Source organism: Sphingomonas sp. CCH5-D11 (assembly GCF_001557395.1).
Taxonomy (GTDB): Bacteria; Pseudomonadota; Alphaproteobacteria; order Sphingomonadales; family Sphingomonadaceae; genus Sphingomonas.
In genome coordinates, this window is record NZ_LSKH01000108.1 from 14,035 (window position 1) to 32,756 (window position 18,722).

The window sequence follows — 18,722 nt, forward strand, 5'->3', positions numbered from 1 at the left end:
ATGAAGGCAGGCGATCTAGGCGCAAGCCTTCGCCAAGTCAAGAAATCCGCATCCTTGCCGCGGTGCGTCGTCCGGTCCAAGTCGCGCGGGATGAACAGCGCCTCTTCCTTCACCGTCGCCGGCAACCGGCTGACCCTGCTGATCGAAGGTCCGGAGCGGCTAGATGCGCTGATTGGCCTGATCGAGGGTGCGCGCCGCTCGCTGCGGATGCTTTATTATATCTATGCCGACGATCACGCGGGCGAGCGGGTCAACCATGCCCTGATCGCCGCCGCCGGGCGCGGGGTCGAGGTGTCGCTGATCGTGGACGGGTTCGGCAGCGATGATGCGGCGGATCGGCGCTTCTTCGACCCGCTGGAAGCGGCCGGGGTGTCCGTATGCCGGTTCGCGCCGCGCCTGGGCCGGCGATACCTGTTGCGCAACCATCAGAAGCTCGCCCTTGCCGACGCAGAGGAGGAGGCGCCCCGGATCATCATTGGTGGCTTCAACATCGAGGACGATTATTTCGGGACCGCCGGCGATCAGGCATGGCGCGACCTGGGGCTGCTGGTCGAGGGGCAGGCCGCGGCGCGGATCGCCGGCTATTTCGATGCGCTGAATAGCTGGGTGCGGACGCCCAAGGGCAAGCTTCGCCACCTCAATCGCGCCTTGTCACAATGGAGCGAGCGGGAGGGAGACGTGCGCTGGCTGATTGGGGGGCCGACACGCCGGCTTTCCCCCTGGGCGCGAGCGGTGCGCGCTGACATGCGACGCGCCGAGCGGATCGACCTGATCGCAGGCTATTTCACCCCCAGCCCGACGATGCTGCGCCGAATCGACCGAGCCGGGCGAAAGGGCAGGGCCGTGCGCGTGGTGACGGCGCGCAAATCGGACAATAACGCCACGATCGCGGCAGCGCGCTTCACCTATCGCGGGTTGCTGAAGCGGGGGATCAGGGTGTTCGAGTACCTGCCGACCAAGCTTCACACCAAATTATATGCGGTGGACAGCGCGGTGCACATCGGCAGCGCCAATTTCGACATGCGCAGCCTGTTCATCAACCTGGAGCTCATGCTGCGGATCGAAGACGACGCCTTCGCCGACCATGTCCGCACCTATATCGACGGCGAGATCGCGCAGTCCGAGGAGATCACCATGGACCAGTATCTCGCCGCTACCGGGCTGTGGCAGCGGGCAAAGCAGTTTGTCGCCTATCTGCTGGTCGGGGTGGCGGACCCGGTGGTTTCCCGGACGCTGAACTTCGGCATCGACGATTGAAGCTGCGGCGGGGCGGCGCGATCGCCTGACGGGAGCGATTGTCACGTTACCGCAACATCTCCGTCACTTCAGAGTCTCTGAACATCCATTTGGCTGTCATCTCCCGCGCCTAGCGGCTCTTTCCGAGGGGGACGGGCGATTGGCCCGCTCGCCCGCGGTCCTGGGGAGGACCGATCAGTTCAACGGGAGTGAGACATGCCCAGCTTCAGCCGCCACCAGTTTCTTGTGGGCACCGCCTGCCTTCTGCTTGCCGGATGCGGCGCGGACGATGTCGCATCGCCGGGTGCCGGCAACATCGACGTGATCGTCAATCCGACGCCGACCCCGTCGCCGTCGCCGACCACGCCGACCCCGTCGCCGATCACGGCAGCGGAATTCGCCCTCGCCACCACGCAGAGCGGCGTCACCATCACCGCTGACGAGCAGTTCGCGCTGGTCAACGCCGGCTCCAACAACAATGTGAGCGGCGCTGCGGGCCTGAACGGCATCTATCCGGTCAGCACCACCTCGCTCGCCACGCCGACCAATGCCTCGACGCTGGGCAGCTTCTTCACGGCGACCAACTTCGTCGGCGCGGTGAACGGCCCGAACGACACGGCATTCCAGGGCTGGACCTGCAATTCCTCCTCCGCGAACTTCGGTGGCAGCACCGCAGCCTGCACCGCGGTGCCGAGCGTCGGCACGCCGGCGGCGGGCGTCGCCTGCCCGACCGGCACGACCGACGACGGCACGGTGGCGGGCTTCCGCGCCTGCCGCCTTCCGGCGGTGATCAGCGCCAGCATGACGCTGCCGAAGATCGCGGGCGTGTTCTATCGCTTCCGCGGCCAGACCGAAGTGGGCACGGACGTGGGCTCGCAGGGCGCCGACTCGGGCGTCACGCTGACCATCGAGCCGGGCGTTGTGCTCGCCGCCGATACCAGCGAGGCATCGAACGACCTCCTGCTCGTGAACCGCGGCAGCCGCATCAATGCGGTGGGCACCGCAGCGGCGCCGATCATCTTCACCTCGCAGCAGAACCTGACCAACAACGGCGTGTCCGATTCGACGCAGGGTCAGTGGGGCGGCCTTATCCTGCTCGGCCGTGCGCCGACCGCGGTCTGCGCGGCAGGCACCGGCGGCAACAACCAGGGCGGCACCACCGGCAATGACGCCAACGGCACCAGCACGACGTGCCAGGCGCCGATCGAGGGCGTGCCCGGTCGCTTCTATGGTGGCACCAGCCAGGCCGACAATTCCGGCACGCTTCAGTATGTGCAGATCCGCTACACCGGCATCGCGATCAGCGAAGGTAACGAGCTGCAGGGCCTGACCCTCGGCGGCACCGGCAGCGGCACCACGATCGACCACGTCCAGAGCCACAATTCGGCCGACGACGGTGTCGAGATCTTCGGTGGCACCACCAACATGAAGTATTTCGTGGTGACCGGCTCGGACGACGACGCGTTCGACGTCGACAACGGCTGGCGCGGCTTCATGCAGTTCATCATCGCCGCGCAGAAGGCCGGCGGCGCGACGGCTGACTCGTTCGCCACCGAGATCGACTCGAACGGCGCCGAGGATCTGCTGCCGCGGACCTATGGCCGCTACGCCAACTTCACCTTCATCCAGACGGCACCGTCGGCACCCGCCGCGATCCGCCTGCGTGGCGGTGCGGACTTCGCCTTCGTGAACGGCGTGGTGAAGACCGGTACGGGCCAGGCCTGCGTCAACCTGATCGCCGGCGCCGGTTCGGGTGATACCCGCACCACCATCCGCCCGGCGGATGCGGCCCTGCAGGATGTCGGCCCGCCGACCTTCAACTCGGTCTACTTCCAGTGCCAGGGCCGCTGATCCCCGGCCCACAATCGTGACCGTAGCGGGCCCCTGCGCGCACCATGCGCCGCGGCGGGCCCGCTCCTTGCAAAATCACCGGAAGACCTGATCATGCGCCAGCGCGCCCTTTATGCCTCCCTGCTCCTCGTGACGACGACGCTCGTCACCCCAGCCGCGCTGGCGCAGGTCGCGCCTTCGGGCGGGGCGCCGGCAACCGCCGGGCCGAGCACCGCCACCATCGCACCCGCCGAAGAGGCCACGAGCACCGACCAGGGCACGATCGCGCAGCCGGCCGATCCCCAGGCCGCCGGGGTGCCGGGGCAGCAGGAGCAGGAAGCGGAAGTTTCCGCGCCGGGCGTGGATGCCGCGGCGGGCGGCGACATCGTGGTGGTCGGCCGCAACATTCCCAACACCGTGCGGTCCACCGCGCAGGTGATCAGCGTCCTTTCCACCGCGGACATCGCACGAACCGGTGAGGGCGACATCGCCGGTGCACTGACCCGCGTGACCGGCCTGTCGGTCGTCGGCAACGGTTATGTCTTCGTGCGCGGCCTTGGCGACCGTTACTCCTCCGCGCTGCTCAACGGTTCGCCCCTGCCGAGCCCGGAGCCGCTGCGCCGGACGGTGCCGCTGGACATCTTTCCCACCACCATCGTCGGTTCGGCGCTGGTCCAGAAGACCTATTCGGTCAATTACCCCGGCGAGTTCGGTGGCGGTGTCATCAACCTGACCACCAAGGCCATCCCGGACGAGAATTTCGTCACGTTCGGCGGCTCGCTGGGCGTCGATACCCAGACCACGGGCAAGCTCGGCAACACCTATTACGGCTCCAAGACCGACTGGCTCGGCTATGATTCGGGCGAGCGCGACGTGCCCGATTTCCTGCGCAACGCGCCGACCGGCTCGGGCGTGATCCCCACGGCGCAGGTGGCGCAGCTGTCCAACGCGCGCACCACGCTGCTCCAGCGCAACAACGACATTCCGCCGAACTGGTCGGCGGATCTGAACCTTGGCCTGGTGGGCGAGCTGGGTGCGGGCCGGATCGGCATGATCGCCACCGGCAGCGTGTCGAACACCTGGCGCACGCGCGCCACGACGCAGCAGGACACGATCAGCAACGACGGAACGCTGCGCAACGATTTCGATACGTTGATCACCGACAATCGCGCGGTGGTGAACGGGCTGCTCGGATTCGGATATGAGTTCGACGAGAACCGCATCCGGTGGACCAACGTCTATATTCACGACACGCTGAAGCAGGGGCGCGCCTCCGCCGCGACGGTGTACAACAACTCGTCGGGCAACCCGATCTTCCAGCAGAACACCAACTGGTTCGAGCGGCAGCTGATCGAAACGCAGCTGGTGGGCGAGTTCAAGCCGATCGACGATCTGTCGATCGACGTGCGCGGTGCCTATGCCAACTCCAAGCGCAACTCGCCCTACGAGCGTCAGTTCGTTTATACCTGCAACACTGGCCTGAACGTCCAGGTGACGGAGCCGGTGAACGGCAGTGGGGTGAGCTGCCCGGGCGTGTGGCAGGCGACCAACGCCTTTGATCGCTTCGCGACGGTCGTGTTCAGCGAACTGAACGAGGATCTGTATTCCGGCCAGGCGGATGTCGCCTACAAGCTGCCGGGCGACCGGCCCTTCACGCTGTCTGCCGGCTATTATTACTCGCAGAACGAACGCTCGTCGCTGCGCCTGCCGTTTACCTATCAGACGGCGACCGGCGGGGCGATCCCGTTCCCGTGCAACCTCTTCCGCCCGGACTATCTGCTGTCACCTGACGTGCTGAACGGCTGCCCCGTGGCGACGACCGGCACGCCTGCCGACAATTCTGTGCAGCTGCGCTTCGACTCCGGCCTGAACGGCTCCTACGCTTATGACGCGAGCCTCAAGATCCATGCCGGCTACGTCCAGGCTGAAGCGGAGGCGATCGACGGCATCCGTGCGATCATCGGTGTCCGCTACGAGACGGCCAAGCAGGAAGTGACGCCGATCGGCGCGCTCTCCACCCGGCTGGACAATGATTACTTCCTGCCGGCGGCAACGCTTACCTGGAATTTCGCGTCCGACATGCAGCTTCGCCTCGCGGCGGCGAAGACCATCGCCCGCCCGCAGTTCCGCGAACTGGCACCGCAGGCGTTCCGCGACTTCGAATCGGATCGCCTGTTCTTCGGTAACCCCAACCTGCGCGACTCGAAGCTCTACAATCTCGAAGCGCGGTATGAGTGGTTCTTCGATCGCGATCAGCGCCTGACCGCGGCCGGCTTCTACAAGCGGATCGACAATCCGATCGAGCAGGTCGGCTTCTATCCGACGCCTGACGCGCGCCTGCAGACCGGCTTCACCTATCTGCCCCGCGCGACCCTGTGGGGCGGCGAGGTCGAGGTGCAGAAGTACATCCCGCTCGACTTCATTTCGGACGGCATGGCCGGCAAGCGGGCGGTGATCATCGCCAATTACACCTACACCCAGTCCAAGATCACCGCGGACGAACAGTGCGTTCCAAGCGTGCTGGGCATCACGCTGGGCGGCTGCGGCGACGGGTTCGCACCGGCTAACCTCCAGTTCCGCGACGGCGCGCCGCTGACCGGCCAGTCGGATCACCTCGTGAACCTCCAGCTTGGCTATGAGGATCGCGACAATGACCTGCAGGCGACGCTGCTGTTCAACTATGCCAGCGAGCGAGTGACCAATCGTGGCCCGTCGCTGCTGTCCGGTGTCGGGTTCCAGCCCGACATCATTGAACGGCCGGGCATCCGCCTGGACTTCGTGGTGCGCCAGACGGTTGATTTCCTCGGCACCCGGCTCGAGCTGAAGGGCGAGGCGCGCAACCTGACGGGCACACGCTATCAGGAAAGCCAGACCTTCGATGATGGCCAGCGCGTCTTCATCAACCGCTATGAGCAGGGCCGGATGATCACGCTGGGCGCCAGCGTCACCTTCTGACCTGCCGGCAATCGGGTCGCGATCGCGCCGGCCCGTGCCAGCATCGCGACCAATATCGCCCCGGATCCGCCCAAGCGGTCCGGGGCGAACTTGTGTCCGGACGAAGCGGCGGGCAGGGGCGCGCGTGAGGCATGGCCGGCGGGCGCGCGACATATTACACTGATGTGCAATGTCGCTGTAACATCGCGGACATAGCGGCGGCTGCGCGGGGATTGGCAGATACATGCGATTGAACTTCGACGCCCGCGCGAAGGCGATCCTGCGGCGGGTGCCCGTCGTGAACGTCTATTCGCTGGCGGAACTGGTCTTGCTCGGCGCGCTGGCGATCCAGTGCGCGCGGCTGGTGTGGACGGTGGTGACGCCGGTATCGCCACTTGGTGAGTGGCGACCGGCGGGCGTCGTGCTGCCGGCTGCGCCTGGCGAGGTGTTGCGCGGCTTCGATCCGTTCTTCCGGATCAGCGGCGCCGCGACGCAGAGCGGCGCCGGAGTCGTGACCTCGCTGCAACTCACCCTCTTTGGAACGCGGATCGACGAAGCGACCGGCCGCGGCTCGGCGATCCTCGCCGGCCCCGACAATGTGCAGCAGAGCGTGGCGGTGGGCGAGGAGATCATGCCCGGCGTCGTGCTCCGGCAAGTCGCCTTCGATCATGTCACCATTGAGCGAAGCGGCGCGCGCGAGGATCTTTTCCTTGACCAATCGGCGGGTGCCGCCACGCCAGTCCCCGTGCCCGGCGAGGCCGATCAGCCCGCAGCGCCACCACCACCCAGTGCAGGAATAACAGTGCAGCAGTTTCAGCGTGAAATCGGCTTTGTGCCGCGGGTGGAAGGGGGACGGATCAGCGGACTGGTCGTGCGGCCAGTGGGCCCCGGCGCCGCATTCCGTGCGGCGGGCCTGAAGGAAGGCGACATCGTCACGGAGATCGGCGGGCGTGCCGTTCAGGGCCCAGGCGACATAGAGCGGCTGGCCACGCAATATGCTGATGGCGGCGCGATCGCGATCACGGTGGAACGGGGCGGCCAGACGCTGCCGCTCAGCGTGCAGGTGAGCGCACAATGAAGCGCTGGATGCTCGCGCCGGCGCTGGCGCTCGTCCTTGCCGCTCAGGCGCAAGCGCAAACGACGCTGAACGTGCGCGACGCCGATATCCGCGCCTTTATCGCCGATGCGGCAAAGGTGACGGGGCGCACCTTCATCATCGACAGCCGGGTGCAGGGAAAGGTGACGGTGGTCACTGACCGGCCGCTCAGCCGGTCCGAATATTTCGAGGTGTTCCTCTCCACCTTGCGGGCCAACGGGCTCGTCACCGTGCCGACGGCGAATGGCGCGCTGCGCGTCCAGCCGATCGAGAATGCCGCCTCGCAGCCGGGCCGGATCGGCTCCAGCGGCGCGGCACGTAACCAGTTCGTGACGGAGATCGTGCGGCTGCGGGCGATCGATGCGCAGTCGGCGGTCGATACGGTGCGCCCGCTGGTTTCGGCGCAGGGCTCCGTCAGCGCCAATCGCGCGGGCAGTTCGATCGTGATCGCCGATTTCGCCGACAATGTGCGCCGGGTGCGCGAGGTGCTGCGGCGGATCGACATGGACAATAATTCGACGCGAGTGATCGCGCTGAAGAACGCCGGCGCGCGCGACATCGCGACCGCGCTGCAGGGGCTGCTGGGAACGCCAGCGCAGGGGCAGACCGCCAGCGCCAGCGTGGTGCCGGTGGAAGGCGCGAACTCGATTGCCCTGCGCGGCGATCCATCCACGGTCGCACGGCTGGCACAGGTGGCGCTTGATCTCGATCAAAAGGCCAAGAGCGGCACAGAAATCCGCGTGGTCTTCCTGGAACATGCCGATGCCGCGCAGCTGCTGCCGGTTCTCCAGCAGCTTGTCGGGCAGACGCCCGATTCGGTGCCGCAGAACCAGCTCAGCCAATCGAACTTCGGCGCCTCCACCAGCAGCAACGGCACGAGCGGTCAGCCCAGCGTTAGCACCGGCAGCCAGACGCAAAGCCAGAGCGCGCCCGGCGGCGGATCCAGCGGGCAGGCGGCGGTGCAGGCGCAGGGCGGCCGGGCGCCCGCCGTCGTCACCCGCTTCGTCGGCGCGAATGCAATCGTGATCGCCGCCCCGGCCGACATCCAGCGCCAGCTTGCCGAAGTGGTGCGTCAGCTCGACACGCGGCGCGAACAGGTGCTGGTGGAGGCGATCGTCGCCGAGGTATCCGACGTGACGGCGAGCCGGCTGGGATTCCAGTTCCTGCTCGGCAGCCTGTCCGGCGGTGCTTTTGGCGCGACGAGCTTTTCCAATTCGGCGCCCAATCTGCTGACCATCGCCGGCGCGATCGGCGCGCGCGAGATCGGTGGCACGACCACGACGGTGGTGGGCGCCGATGGCACGCGGACGACGACCAGCACCGGCAATACCGCCAGCGACGCACTGGCCCAGCAGGCGATCAATTCCATCCTGGGCGCAGGCGGCGGCTTTGCCGGGTTTGGCGGCAATATCGGCGGGGACACGATCTTCGGCACGATCATCAATGCCGTGAAGAGCGACACGACGTCGAACCTGCTGCAGGCACCGAGCCTCATCACGCTCGACAATCAGGAAGCGCGCATCCTGGTGGGCCAGGAAATCCCGATCACCACCGGCCAGGCGCTGAGCCAGAATTTCGACAATGCGTTTCGCACGGTGCAGCGCGAGAATGTCGGCATCCAGCTTGAGGTGCGGCCGCAGGTCAATTCCTCAGGCTCGATCAAGCTGTTCCTGCACCAGCAGGTGAGCTCGATTGCCGGGCCGGTCAGCGACGACAATTCGGATCTGATCCTGAACAAGCGCGAGGTGGAAACCACGCTGACCGTCGATGACGGGCAGATCGCGATCATCGGCGGGCTTTTGAGCGATGACGAGCGGCGCACACTGGAAAAGCTGCCGCTGCTGGGCGACATACCGGTGATCGGCAACCTGTTCCGCTCCAAGGCGCGGCAGCGATCGAAGACGAACCTCATGGTGTTCATCCGACCAACAATCCTGCGTTCCTCCGACGACAATCGCCGGGTGACGGAGCAGCGGTATGGCTATCTGCGGCTTCAGCAAGGCCAGCATGATCCGGCGCGCGAGCCGTCGATCGACGAACTGGTGCGCGATTACATGGGGGCCGCGGCGCCTATCCCCTCGGCACCGGTGCCAGGCAATATCGAGGATCCGCGAGTGAACGTGCCGGTGCAGCGCAATTCCACCGTGACCATCAAGCGACGGGACAAGTGATCAGGACCGGCCGAGACCTGTCGTCGCCCGCGCCGCTGCCGGCGACGTTGGCAGCGGAGGGCGCGATCATCCCGGCAGAGGGCGCGGGCGGCCCGTCTCCGATCAGCGGCCTGGAGAATGAGCCCGCGCTGGTCGCTTTGCCTTATGCCTTCGCGCGCAGGTTCGGCGTGACGCTGTCTGGCGAGGCGGTGGCGTTGCGGGAAGGCGCGGATCCCAGGGCGTTGATCGAAGTGCGCCGGGTGCTTGGGCGTCCGTTCGACGTGACGGTGCTGGAGCCGGCGGCGTTCGATCGGCTGCTTGGTGACAATTACGCGATGGACGGCCAGGCGACGGCGCTCGCGGCCGTAGGCATGGGCGATGAGCTGGACCTGCTGGCGGACGGCATTCCCACGGCTGAAGACCTGCTGGATACGGCGGACGATGCGCCTGCCATCCGGCTGATCAATGGCGTGATCGCCGATGCCGCTCGCAACGGCGTGTCCGACATTCACATCGAGCCCTATGAGACCGGCTTGGTCGTGCGGATGCGCGTGGATGGCGTGCTGCGCGAGACGCTGCGCATGCCGCCGCATGTCGCGCCGGTCGTGGTGAGCCGCATCAAGGTGATGGCGCGGCTGGATATTGCCGAGCGCCGGGTGCCGCAGGACGGGCGCATGGGCCTGACGCTGGGCGGCAAGCTGCTGGACGTGCGCGTCTCCACGCTACCGAGCCGCGCCGGCGAGCGTGTCGTGCTGCGTATTCTGGACAAGGACAATGCCGGGATCGACCTCGATGCCCTGGGCATGTCCCGGCCGATGCACGCGATGCTGGAAGCGGCCGTCAACGAGCCCAATGGCATCGTGCTGGTCACCGGGCCGACCGGCAGCGGCAAGACCACGACGCTATATGCCGCGCTACGCCTGTTGAACGACGGCAGCCGCAACATCCTGACGGTCGAAGACCCGGTCGAATATGCGGTGGAAGGGGTCGGCCAGACTCAGGTGAACGCCAAGGTGGGGCTGACCTTTGCCGCGGGCCTGCGGGCGATCCTGCGACAGGATCCCGACGTCGTGATGGTGGGCGAGATCCGCGACCGGGAAACAGCGGAGATCGCGGTGCAGGCGTCGCTAACGGGCCACCTGGTGCTCTCCACGGTGCACACCAATGACGCGATCGGCGCCATTACGCGCATGCGCGACATGAAGGTGGAGCCTTTTCTGCTGGCCTCCACGCTGCGCGCGGTCATCGCGCAGCGGCTGGTGCGGCGGCTGTGCCCGGCGTGCCGGCGGCCGCTGCCGGCCGGGGAGACGGTGGCGCCGCTGCTGGGCATCGCACGCGACGCGACGGTGTTTGAACCCGCTGGTTGTGCCGAGTGCAACCACAGCGGCTTCAAGGGACGCGTCGGCGTGTTCGAGGCGGTGCGGATCGACGAAACGGTGCGGCGGATGATCAATGATGGCGCTGACGAAGCGTCCATATCGGCCCATGCCTTTGCCCGTTCCGAGACGCTGAGCGCGGCGGCCCGGCGGATGGTGGAAGAAGGCGTCACGACTCCCGAGGAAGCCGTCCGCGTGTCGCGGCGGGAAGACAATGATTGATCGTTTACAGGTTCTTGTGCCCGCATCTTGCTGCATCGTGACAGCTTCGGGCGCGATGCACGGCGATCGGGAGTGAGGCGCAGTGCCTGACTTCGACTATCTGGCGATCGACACGCGGGGACAGGAGACGCGCGGGCATGTTGCCGCGGCCGACGCGGAGGCGGCGCGCGCCGTGCTGGGCCGACGGCGGCTCTACGTGGTGCGGATCGAGCCCGGCAGCGCACCGGCAGCGCGGGGGCGCCCTTTGTTCGGCCTGCAGGTCGGCCGCCCGAAGATGTCGGGCAAGCAGCTTACCCTGTTCACCCGCCAGCTCGCCACGCTTTCGCGCGTGTCGCCGCTGGAGGAATCGCTGCGCACCATCACGCGCCAGACCGAGCAGGAAAAGGTGCGCACCGTCGTCCAGACCGTTCACGCAGGCGTGGTGGAAGGGCGCCGGCTGGCCGACGCGATGAGGCGGGAGCCGAAGAGCTTTCCGCCTTTGTATCGCGCGATGGTGGCCGCCGGCGAAAGCTCCGGCACGCTGCCCGCGATCCTGGAGCGGCTTTCCGCCCTGCTAGAACGACAGGCAGAGATACGTGGCAAGCTGCTGACAGCGCTTGCTTATCCGTCGATCCTCGCCTGTGTCGCCATGGGCGTGGTGGCGGCCCTGATGATCTTTGTTGTTCCGCAGGTGGTGGAGCAGTTCGATACCGTCGGACAGGAGCTGCCGGTGCTGACCCGCATCGTGATCGGTATCTCCGACGTGCTGGTCGGATGGTGGTGGCTGATGCTGCTGGTGATGGCGCTGATGATCGGTGGGTTCGTGGTCGCGCTTCGGCAACCGCCGGTTCGCCTGGCATTCGACACCTGGCTGCTGCGTATTCCGCTGCTGGGGCGGTTGCTGCGTGACCTTCATGCAGCGCGCATGGCGCGCACGCTGGCGACCATGGTGGCCAGCCGCCTGCCACTGCTGGAGGGACTGGCGCTGACTGCGGGCACGATCCACAACCGCCGGCTGAAGCTCGCGTCGGACCAGATCACGGAGGCGATCCGTGGCGGTGGCAGCCTTTCATCGGCGATGCGGCGGGCGGCGGTGTTCCCCCCCTTGCTCACCTATCTCGCGGCATCCGGCGAAGCGGCCGGGCGGCTGGACGAGATGCTGGAGCGTGCCGCCGATTACCTGGAGCGCGAATTCGACCGCTTCACCGCCACCGCCATGTCGCTGCTGGAGCCGGCCATCATTGTGGTGATGGGCGGCATCGTGGCGACGATCGTGCTATCTATCCTGCTCCCCATCCTGCAGCTCAACACGCTTGCCGGGCAATGAGAGACATCATGCGTAAAGAATTGAAAAAGCGTAACAAGAGGAACGGCTTCACGCTGGTCGAGCTGATGGTGGTGATCGTCATCATCGGTCTGCTCGCCACCATCGTGGCGCTGAACGTCATCCCGTCGGGCGACACGGCGAAGGTGCAGAAGGCGAAGGCCGATATTGCCACAATCGAGCAGGCGCTCGAAATGTATCGTCTGCAGCAGAACAGCTATCCGACAACCGCGCAGGGGCTGGAGGCACTGGTGACCGCGCCCGCCGGTCTCTCCAATCCCGCGGCCTATCAGGCGGGCGGCTATATCAAGCGGCTGCCGGACGATCCCTGGGGCCGAGCCTATCTTTATGCTTCGCCGGGCAAGCACGGTGCTGCGGACATCTGGAGCAATGGTGCGGACGGCCAGGAAGGTGGCGAGGGCATCAACGCCGACATCGGTTCCTGGCAGTAAGGACGGGAGTTGGCCGCTCGTGCCGCCTTGCGCCTGTGTGACCGCCTGAAGGTGGGTCGGCGGACGGCGGAGCGTGGCTTCACCCTTGTCGAGCTGATGATCGTGATCGCCGTGATCGGCCTTGCCTCCGCCGCCGCGGTGCTCGCCATGCCCGACCCGCGCGGGCGGCTGGTGGACGAAGGCGCGCGCTTTGCCACGCGAGTCCGGGCGGCCCGCGATGCGGCGGTGATCGGCGGGCGACCGGTGAGCGTGTGGGTCACGCCTGCCGGCTATGGCTTTGACGAGCGGCGCGGCGGACAGTGGATCGCGATCGCGGAAAAGCCGCTGCGCGTTGCGCAATGGAGCGACGGGACGCAGGCGATCCTGTCGGAACGTGCGCGCGTGACGTTCGACTCGACCGGCATGGCTGACCGGATGCTGGAGGTGTCGCTTCGCCGGGATCGGACGCGGATCACGGTGAGGGTGGGCGATCAGACGGGCGCGCGGGTGAATGGCTGAGCCGTATCTGCCGGCCGTCGCACGCGACCGCTGCCGCCAGCCGCTGAATGGGGCGAGCGGCTTTACCCTGATCGAAGTGATGGTGGCGCTGGCGGTGTTCAGCCTGGCCGCGCTGGCGCTGATCCGGCTGGAGGGCGCGACGATCCGCTCCACCGCACTGCTGAGCGATACGGTGCTGGCGCAGATGGTGGCGCGCAACGTGGCCGTGGAGGCGATCACGGCGCCGAGCCCGCCCGCTCTGGGTCGGGCGGGCGGCGTGGAGCAGAATGGCGGCCGGGCATGGCGCTGGATCCGCGATGTGCGACGTACCGGCGATTCGCAGGTTCTGCGCATCGACGTGGCGGTGCTGGATACGGGCGGTCGGGCGCTGGGCCGGTTGACCATGATCCGCGGGCCGCAGCCGCCAACGGCGACCGTGTCGTGAGGCGGAACAGGGGCACACGCAAGGTGCCGCAGGAGCGGGGCGAGGCTGGCTTCACACTGGTCGAGGTGATGGTCGCCCTGATGATTTTCGGGCTGATCGCGTCGGCGGGCGTCGCGCTTCTGGCGTTCAGCGTGCGGGCGCAGGGCGCGACCACCGCGCGGCTGGACGACATGGGGGCGCTGGCGCGGCAATCGTCGTTGATGGCCGCCGATCTCGCTCAGGCGATGAATCGTCCTGCCCGCGATGGGCGGGGCACGACTTTTCCCGCGTTCGTCGGAGACGCGACCAGCGTCACCTTCGTTCGCGCGGGCTGGAGTAACATCGATTCGGACGCGCGCTCGACCTTGCAGAAGGTGAGCTATCGCCTGTCGGACGGGGTGTTCCAGCGGATCGCCTGGCCAATGGTCGATGGCGCCGAGCCGTTGCCGGCCGCGCCCGCGCTGACCGGACTTGCCGGTGCCAAGCTGCGCTATCGCATCGCCGGCGCCTGGAGCGACAGCTGGAACGGCAGCGAGGGCGCGGCTCTGCCACAAGCGCTGGAACTGACGCTGCAACGGCGGGACGGCGTGAGCTTTCGCCAGTTGTTCCTGGTGGGGACCGGCGCGCTGCCTGTGGTGAAGATTCCCAATCCGGCGGAGACGCCCGATGCGAGCTAAGCGCCAAGGGGAGCGCGGGGCGGCGCTGCTGACGGTATTGCTGCTGGTGGCGATCGTTGCCGTCATGGCGGCGACCGCACTGGAACGCCTGCGCCTCTCGACGCGGCTGACCGCCAACGCGGTCGCGCTGGATCAGGCGCGCGGCCTTGCTCTGGCTGCCGAGACGCTGGCGACCGGCAGGATCACGCAATTGCTGCGGCAAAGCCCCGATCGCGTCACGCTGGCGGGCGGCTGGAGCAACCAGCCGTACACGCTTCCCTTGCCCGGCGGCGCCGCCGTCCTGCGGGTGAGTGACGGCGGAAACTGTTTCAACCTCAATGGCCTGGTGACCGAACTTGACGGCAAATATGTCGCCGACCCGACCGCGGTGGCGCAGATGGCGCGCCTCGCCCGATTGCTCAACGTGCCGGGAGGAGAGGGGATCGCTGCCGCGGCGGCCGACTGGATCGACAGCGACGATCTGGCGCTTGGCACCGGGGCGGAGGATGGCGCCTATCAGGGGCTGGCGACACCCTACCGCACGGCCGGCACGCTGATGGTCGATCCCAGCGAATTGCGCGCCGTCGCCGGCGTCACCAGCGACGCTTACGCCAAGTTGCGCCCGTGGCTCTGCACTTTGCCAGAGGCGAAGCGGGCGATGATCAACGTCAACACGCTCACCCCTGAGCAGGCGCCGCTGGTAGCCATGCTGCTGCCCGACACGCTGAGCGTGCAGGCGGCGGCCGCGGGCCTGCTGCGCCGCCCGCCCAACGGCTTTTCGGACACGCAGGATTTCTGGAAGATCTTCGCCGCGTCCGGCATTACCGATCCGCTTGCCGAGCAGCAGACGGGCGTCGTGTCGACCTGGTTCGACGTGCGCATCGACGTTACCGTTGCGGGCAGCGAGTTGCAGGAAAGGGCGTTGGTTGACGCAACAACGCTTCCGGCGCGGCTCGTCTCGCGGCAATGGGGCGAAATCCTATGAACGCGACGATCCTCTTCCTACCTGCCCATGTCGATCAGCCCTGGCGATGGCTGCGCGTGGAGAATGACGCCGTGACCGGGCGGGGCGAAGGCACCCCGGAAGCGGGCGCGGATCCGACGATCGCAATCGCGCCAGCGGATGCGGTAACGCTCCATTGGTCCAGCCTTCCGGCCCGGTCGCCGGCGCAGGCGCAGGCCGCCGCCCGGATCGTGATCGCAGAGGCGAGCGCAGCACCTCTCGATGGGCTGCACGTGGCCGTGGGCGACGAGGCGGAGGACGAGCGGCCGATCGGCGTGGTGGCGAACGGGCGAATGCGCGACTGGCTCGGCACTCTCGCCAGCCTTGGCATCGATCCGGCCGTGATCTTGCCGGCTCCGCTGCTGCTGCCAGCGCCAGCCGAAGGATATGTTCGTGCCGAGCTGGGCGGGCAATCGGTGGTTCGCGGGCGAACCAGCGGGTTTGCCGATGAGGCGCGGATCACCGATCTGGTCACCGGCGGCAGTTCGCCGGAAACCCTGGGCCGGGACGCGGTGGAAGCCGCGATCGTCGCGAATGTGGCGCAGCCGCTGCTGAACCTTCGCCAGGGCCCGTTCGCCAGGCGCAAGCGGCGGGCGATCGACTGGCCGCTGATACGCCGGCTGGCGGTTCTGGCGGGCATGATCCTGCTGGTGACGCTGGCCATCGATCTGACCAGGATCGCGCGCTACGCGATGGCGGCCGATGCGGCGGAGGCGCAGGCCGATGCGCTGGCCCGCGAAGGGCTGCCGCGCGGGGCGGATCAGGGCGATGCGGGACGCCTGCTCACCGAGCGGCTGTCGCGACTGCGGGGGCCGGGTGCCGGCTTCAGCGCGACGGTTGCGGCATTGACCAGCGCCACGCGCGAAGTTGACGGCACGGAGGTGATTGCAGTGGCGTTCGAACCGACGGGCGAGCTGCGCGCGACGATTGCGGCGAGTGGCGAGGCACAGGCCAACCAACTCATCGATCGGTTGAGGGAAGCGGGGTTTGCAGTGACGGCGAGCACGTTCCAATCGGATGGTCAGCGCGTTCGCGGCGACGTGACCGTGGCGCTGCCATGACCGCCTTGTTGACCTGGTTTCGCGGCCGCAGCGTGCGCGAACAACGCCTGCTGGTGGTGATGGCGGCCCTGTTCGTGATCACATTGGTGTTTGCCGGTATCGTGCGCCCGGTGCGCGATGGGCTCGAATCGACGCGCCAGCGCCATGCCAGTGCCGAGGTTCGGCTGGGCGAGGTGAAGGCGCAGGTCGCGCAGGTGAAGGCGATCCAACGCGGGCGTCCGCGCACGCCGGAGGGCGCGCTGGCCGATGCGGTGCGCGCTCGTGCCGACGAATCCGGCTTCGTGCTCGCCAATCTGGAGCCCGACGGCGACCGGATCAGGATCGGGATCGCCACGGCGCGCCCGGGCCCACTGCTGAGCTGGATTGCTGGCCTCGAAGCTGATGGGCTGCTGGTGGACGCCTCCACCATCACCGGGAACGGCGACGGCACGGTCGCGGCCACGCTGACGTTGAAGGGAAGGGCGCCATGAGGCGGATCCGACTGGCCACGGGGCCGAGCGCGCTGTTTCTGGCGCTTTTCGTAGCGGCGCTGATCATCTTCCTGCCGCTTCGGCTGGCGCTTGGATGGTTCGGGCTGGCAGCGCAGGGCATGACCGCACGAGAGGTGACGGGGAGCATTTGGGCGGGAGAGCTGCGCGAAGCGTCGTTCGGCCGGATCGCGCTGGGTGATTTGTCGGCCGGAGTGTCGCCGGTACAGCTCTTCGTCGGACGCGCGCGCGTCAATCTGGAGGGGCTGGCCGACGCGCCGGAAGCGGCGTCGCGTCTTACCGGAGCGATCGGGGTCAGCCGGCACAGTTTCGGCATCGATGACCTGACCGCTTCGCTGCCGGTGGGCGGGACTTTTCGGCCCGTTCCGGTGACTCTCCTGGACTTGCAGGACGTTAGCGTCCGCTTTCGCGGTGACACGTGCGAGCAGGCGGAGGGGCGGGTGCGCGCCACCATGGGCAGCGAGATCGGCGGCATCGCCGTGCCGGCGGCGCTCAATGGCAATGCGCGGTGCGATGCCGGCGCGCTGCTGCTGCCGCTGGTGAGTGCGGCCGGGAACGAGGGAAGCACCATCCGGATCTGGCCCGACGGGCGCTATCGCGCGGAGCTGACCCTGCAACCGTCCGACCCCGCATCTGGCACCAAGCTGCAAGCGATCGGCTTCATTCAAACGCAGCGCGGCATGGAACTGGCAATCGAGGGCCGCTTCTGAGCAGGCCCCGGCCGCTTTCGGGATGGTTTCAGCCTGCAATCCCCGTCGCAAACGTCCTGAACCTTCGAAAACGCGAAGGAAATTGCTGATCGAACCTTGACGCCTCGACCCCCTAGCCGTAGGGGCGCGCTTTCTCACGGCGATCGTAGCTCAGTTGGTTAGAGCATCGGTTTGTGGTACCGAGGGTCGCGGGTTCAAGTCCCGTCGATCGCCCCATTCTTTTCCCCGGGAATGACATGACCGCGTGGGGCTTCCCCGACTTTGACGACCATGAGGGCGTCCACCTCTTCACTGATCCTGCATCCGGCCTGCGTGCCGTAATTGCGGTTCATTCCACGGCGCTTGGGCCGGCAGCGGGCGGCGTCCGTTTCTGGCACTATGCCGATCACACGGCCGCGATCACCGACGCGCTTCGGCTGTCGCGCGGCATGAGCTTCAAGAACGCCATGGCGGGCCTGGAGCTTGGCGGTGGCAAGGGCGTGGTGCTGGCCGACGCGCCGGGCGCGACGATCAGCGAGGCGCAGCTGCGCGCGTTTGGCCGTGCGGTCGAATCGCTGGGCGGCCGTTATGTCACGGCGGAAGACGTCGGCATGTCCGAAGCCCGCATGAAGGTGATTTCGGAAGAAACGCGCTACGTATCCGGCCTGCCGGTGGCGAGCGGCGCGGCCGGCGGCGATTCGGGCCCGTACACGGCGCTTGGCGTCTATCTGGGCGTGAAAGCAGCGGCGCAGCGCGGCCTGGGTGCCACCGACATGAAGGGCGTGCGGGTTGCCATCCAGGGCGTCGGCTCGGTCGGCGGCGGGCTCGCCCGGCTGCTGGCGGCGGACGGCGCGGTGCTGACGCTGGCCGATGTGAACAAGGAGCGCGCCGCGGCGCTTGCCGCAGAGCTTGGCGCGACCACGGTACCGACGGAGGAGATCCTGTCGGCCGATGTCGATCTGGTGAGCCCCAATGCGCTTGGCGCGGTGCTGACCGAGCAGTCGATCGGAGCGGTGAAGGCCAAGGTGATCGCCGGTGGCGCCAACAACCAGCTGGCCACCCGCGACGACGGGCGCCGCGTTCATGAGCGCGGCATCCTGTTCGCGCCGGATTATGTGATCAATGCCGGCGGCATCATCAACGTCGGCCTGGAGTATCTGGGCCATGGCGACGAGGCAGAGGTGAAGGCGCGGATCGCCCGCATTCCGGATCGCCTGATCGAGGTGTGGGACGAGAGCGACGCCAGCGGCGATCCCGCAGCGGATGTGGCGGACCGGATCGCGCGGCGACTGATCGGCCGGGGTTGAGCCCTGGGCCGTGAGCGG

General features: G+C 67.4%; 16 protein-coding genes and 1 tRNA gene. All 17 read left to right on the plus strand.

Annotation, left to right across the window (positions count from 1 at the left end; genetic code table 11):
- The first annotated feature begins 90 nt into the window (after positions 1-90).
- The 17 genes from AX702_RS07020 to AX702_RS07100 all read left to right on the plus strand — a co-directional run bounded on the left by AX702_RS07020 (position 91) and on the right by AX702_RS07100 (position 18,704).
- Positions 91-1,257, plus strand: coding sequence for a phospholipase D-like domain-containing protein (locus AX702_RS07020; protein ID WP_066778046.1), 1,167 nt, complete (start codon positions 91-93; stop codon positions 1,255-1,257).
- A gap of 195 nt (positions 1,258-1,452) precedes the next feature.
- Positions 1,453-3,087 (plus strand): hypothetical protein, encoded by a 1,635-nt coding sequence (locus AX702_RS07025; protein ID WP_066777927.1) that lies wholly within the window; start codon positions 1,453-1,455, stop codon positions 3,085-3,087.
- A 93-nt stretch (positions 3,088-3,180) separates the two neighbouring features.
- Complete coding sequence (locus tag AX702_RS07030) at positions 3,181-6,021, plus strand: TonB-dependent receptor domain-containing protein (protein WP_066777937.1); 2,841 nt, start codon at positions 3,181-3,183, stop codon at positions 6,019-6,021.
- A gap of 223 nt (positions 6,022-6,244) precedes the next feature.
- Entirely contained in the window at positions 6,245-7,078 is an 834-nt protein-coding gene (locus AX702_RS07035; protein WP_066777940.1) for a type II secretion system protein N, read from the plus strand.
- Positions 7,075-9,267, plus strand: a complete 2,193-nt coding sequence (gspD, locus tag AX702_RS07040) for a type II secretion system secretin GspD (RefSeq protein ID WP_066777942.1) — start codon at positions 7,075-7,077, stop codon at positions 9,265-9,267. The genes AX702_RS07035 and gspD overlap by 4 nt, the downstream gene beginning before the upstream one ends.
- A 128-nt stretch (positions 9,268-9,395) precedes the next feature.
- Positions 9,396-10,844: a GspE/PulE family protein gene (locus tag AX702_RS07045; protein ID WP_269450379.1), complete on the plus strand. Its 1,449-nt coding sequence runs from the start codon at positions 9,396-9,398 to the stop codon at positions 10,842-10,844.
- 82 nt (positions 10,845-10,926) lie between these two features.
- Positions 10,927-12,150, plus strand: coding sequence for a type II secretion system inner membrane protein GspF (gene gspF / locus AX702_RS07050; RefSeq protein WP_066777945.1), 1,224 nt, complete (start codon positions 10,927-10,929; stop codon positions 12,148-12,150).
- A gap of 8 nt (positions 12,151-12,158) precedes the next feature.
- Positions 12,159-12,599 carry a type II secretion system major pseudopilin GspG gene (gene gspG / locus AX702_RS07055; protein WP_066778052.1) on the plus strand — a complete coding sequence of 147 codons (441 nt, stop codon included), beginning with the start codon at positions 12,159-12,161 and terminating at the stop codon, positions 12,597-12,599.
- 9 nt (positions 12,600-12,608) lie between these two features.
- Positions 12,609-13,097, plus strand: a complete 489-nt coding sequence (locus tag AX702_RS07060; protein ID WP_269450377.1) for a GspH/FimT family pseudopilin — start codon at positions 12,609-12,611, stop codon at positions 13,095-13,097.
- Positions 13,090-13,521 (plus strand): type II secretion system minor pseudopilin GspI, encoded by a 432-nt coding sequence (gene gspI / locus AX702_RS07065; protein WP_082746114.1) that lies wholly within the window; start codon positions 13,090-13,092, stop codon positions 13,519-13,521. The genes AX702_RS07060 and gspI overlap by 8 nt, the downstream gene beginning before the upstream one ends.
- Positions 13,518-14,177: a type II secretion system minor pseudopilin GspJ gene (gspJ, locus tag AX702_RS07070; protein ID WP_197420518.1), complete on the plus strand. Its 660-nt coding sequence runs from the start codon at positions 13,518-13,520 to the stop codon at positions 14,175-14,177. The genes gspI and gspJ overlap by 4 nt, the downstream gene beginning before the upstream one ends.
- Positions 14,167-15,141, plus strand: a complete 975-nt coding sequence (gene gspK, locus AX702_RS07075; protein WP_066777947.1) for a type II secretion system minor pseudopilin GspK — start codon at positions 14,167-14,169, stop codon at positions 15,139-15,141. Before gspJ ends, gspK begins: the two co-directional genes overlap by 11 nt.
- Positions 15,138-16,220 carry a type II secretion system protein GspL gene (gene gspL, locus AX702_RS07080; protein WP_066777948.1) on the plus strand — a complete coding sequence of 361 codons (1,083 nt, stop codon included), beginning with the start codon at positions 15,138-15,140 and terminating at the stop codon, positions 16,218-16,220. The genes gspK and gspL overlap by 4 nt, the downstream gene beginning before the upstream one ends.
- On the plus strand, positions 16,217-16,690 hold the full coding sequence (gspM, locus tag AX702_RS07085) for a type II secretion system protein GspM (protein ID WP_066777951.1): 474 nt from the start codon (positions 16,217-16,219) through the stop codon (positions 16,688-16,690). The genes gspL and gspM overlap by 4 nt, the downstream gene beginning before the upstream one ends.
- Positions 16,687-17,418, plus strand: coding sequence for a type II secretion system protein N (gspN, locus tag AX702_RS07090; RefSeq protein WP_066777955.1), 732 nt, complete (start codon positions 16,687-16,689; stop codon positions 17,416-17,418). Before gspM ends, gspN begins: the two co-directional genes overlap by 4 nt.
- A gap of 139 nt (positions 17,419-17,557) precedes the next feature.
- Positions 17,558-17,634: transfer RNA gene (locus AX702_RS07095), tRNA-His, on the plus strand.
- Positions 17,635-17,654: 20 nt separating this feature from the next.
- Complete coding sequence (locus tag AX702_RS07100; protein ID WP_066777957.1) at positions 17,655-18,704, plus strand: Glu/Leu/Phe/Val family dehydrogenase; 1,050 nt, start codon at positions 17,655-17,657, stop codon at positions 18,702-18,704.
- The last annotated feature ends 18 nt before the right edge of the window (positions 18,705-18,722 follow it).

What these genes read in the sequence shown, in the direction of transcription:
- AX702_RS07020 (WP_066778046.1), top strand. Translation starts at nt 91, where the DNA reads ATGAACAGCGCCTCTTCCTTCACCGTCGCCGGCAACCGGCTGACCCTG.
- AX702_RS07025 (WP_066777927.1), top strand. Translation starts at nt 1,453, where the DNA reads ATGCCCAGCTTCAGCCGCCACCAGTTTCTTGTGGGCACCGCCTGCCTT.
- AX702_RS07030 (WP_066777937.1), top strand. Translation starts at nt 3,181, where the DNA reads ATGCGCCAGCGCGCCCTTTATGCCTCCCTGCTCCTCGTGACGACGACG.
- AX702_RS07035 (WP_066777940.1), top strand. Translation starts at nt 6,245, where the DNA reads ATGCGATTGAACTTCGACGCCCGCGCGAAGGCGATCCTGCGGCGGGTG.
- gspD (WP_066777942.1), top strand. Translation starts at nt 7,075, where the DNA reads ATGAAGCGCTGGATGCTCGCGCCGGCGCTGGCGCTCGTCCTTGCCGCT.
- gspG (WP_066778052.1), top strand. Translation starts at nt 12,159, where the DNA reads ATGCGTAAAGAATTGAAAAAGCGTAACAAGAGGAACGGCTTCACGCTG.
- gspI (WP_082746114.1), top strand. Translation starts at nt 13,090, where the DNA reads ATGGCTGAGCCGTATCTGCCGGCCGTCGCACGCGACCGCTGCCGCCAG.
- gspK (WP_066777947.1), top strand. Translation starts at nt 14,167, where the DNA reads ATGCGAGCTAAGCGCCAAGGGGAGCGCGGGGCGGCGCTGCTGACGGTA.
- gspL (WP_066777948.1), top strand. Translation starts at nt 15,138, where the DNA reads ATGAACGCGACGATCCTCTTCCTACCTGCCCATGTCGATCAGCCCTGG.
- gspM (WP_066777951.1), top strand. Translation starts at nt 16,217, where the DNA reads ATGACCGCCTTGTTGACCTGGTTTCGCGGCCGCAGCGTGCGCGAACAA.
- gspN (WP_066777955.1), top strand. Translation starts at nt 16,687, where the DNA reads ATGAGGCGGATCCGACTGGCCACGGGGCCGAGCGCGCTGTTTCTGGCG.
- AX702_RS07100 (WP_066777957.1), top strand. Translation starts at nt 17,655, where the DNA reads ATGACCGCGTGGGGCTTCCCCGACTTTGACGACCATGAGGGCGTCCAC.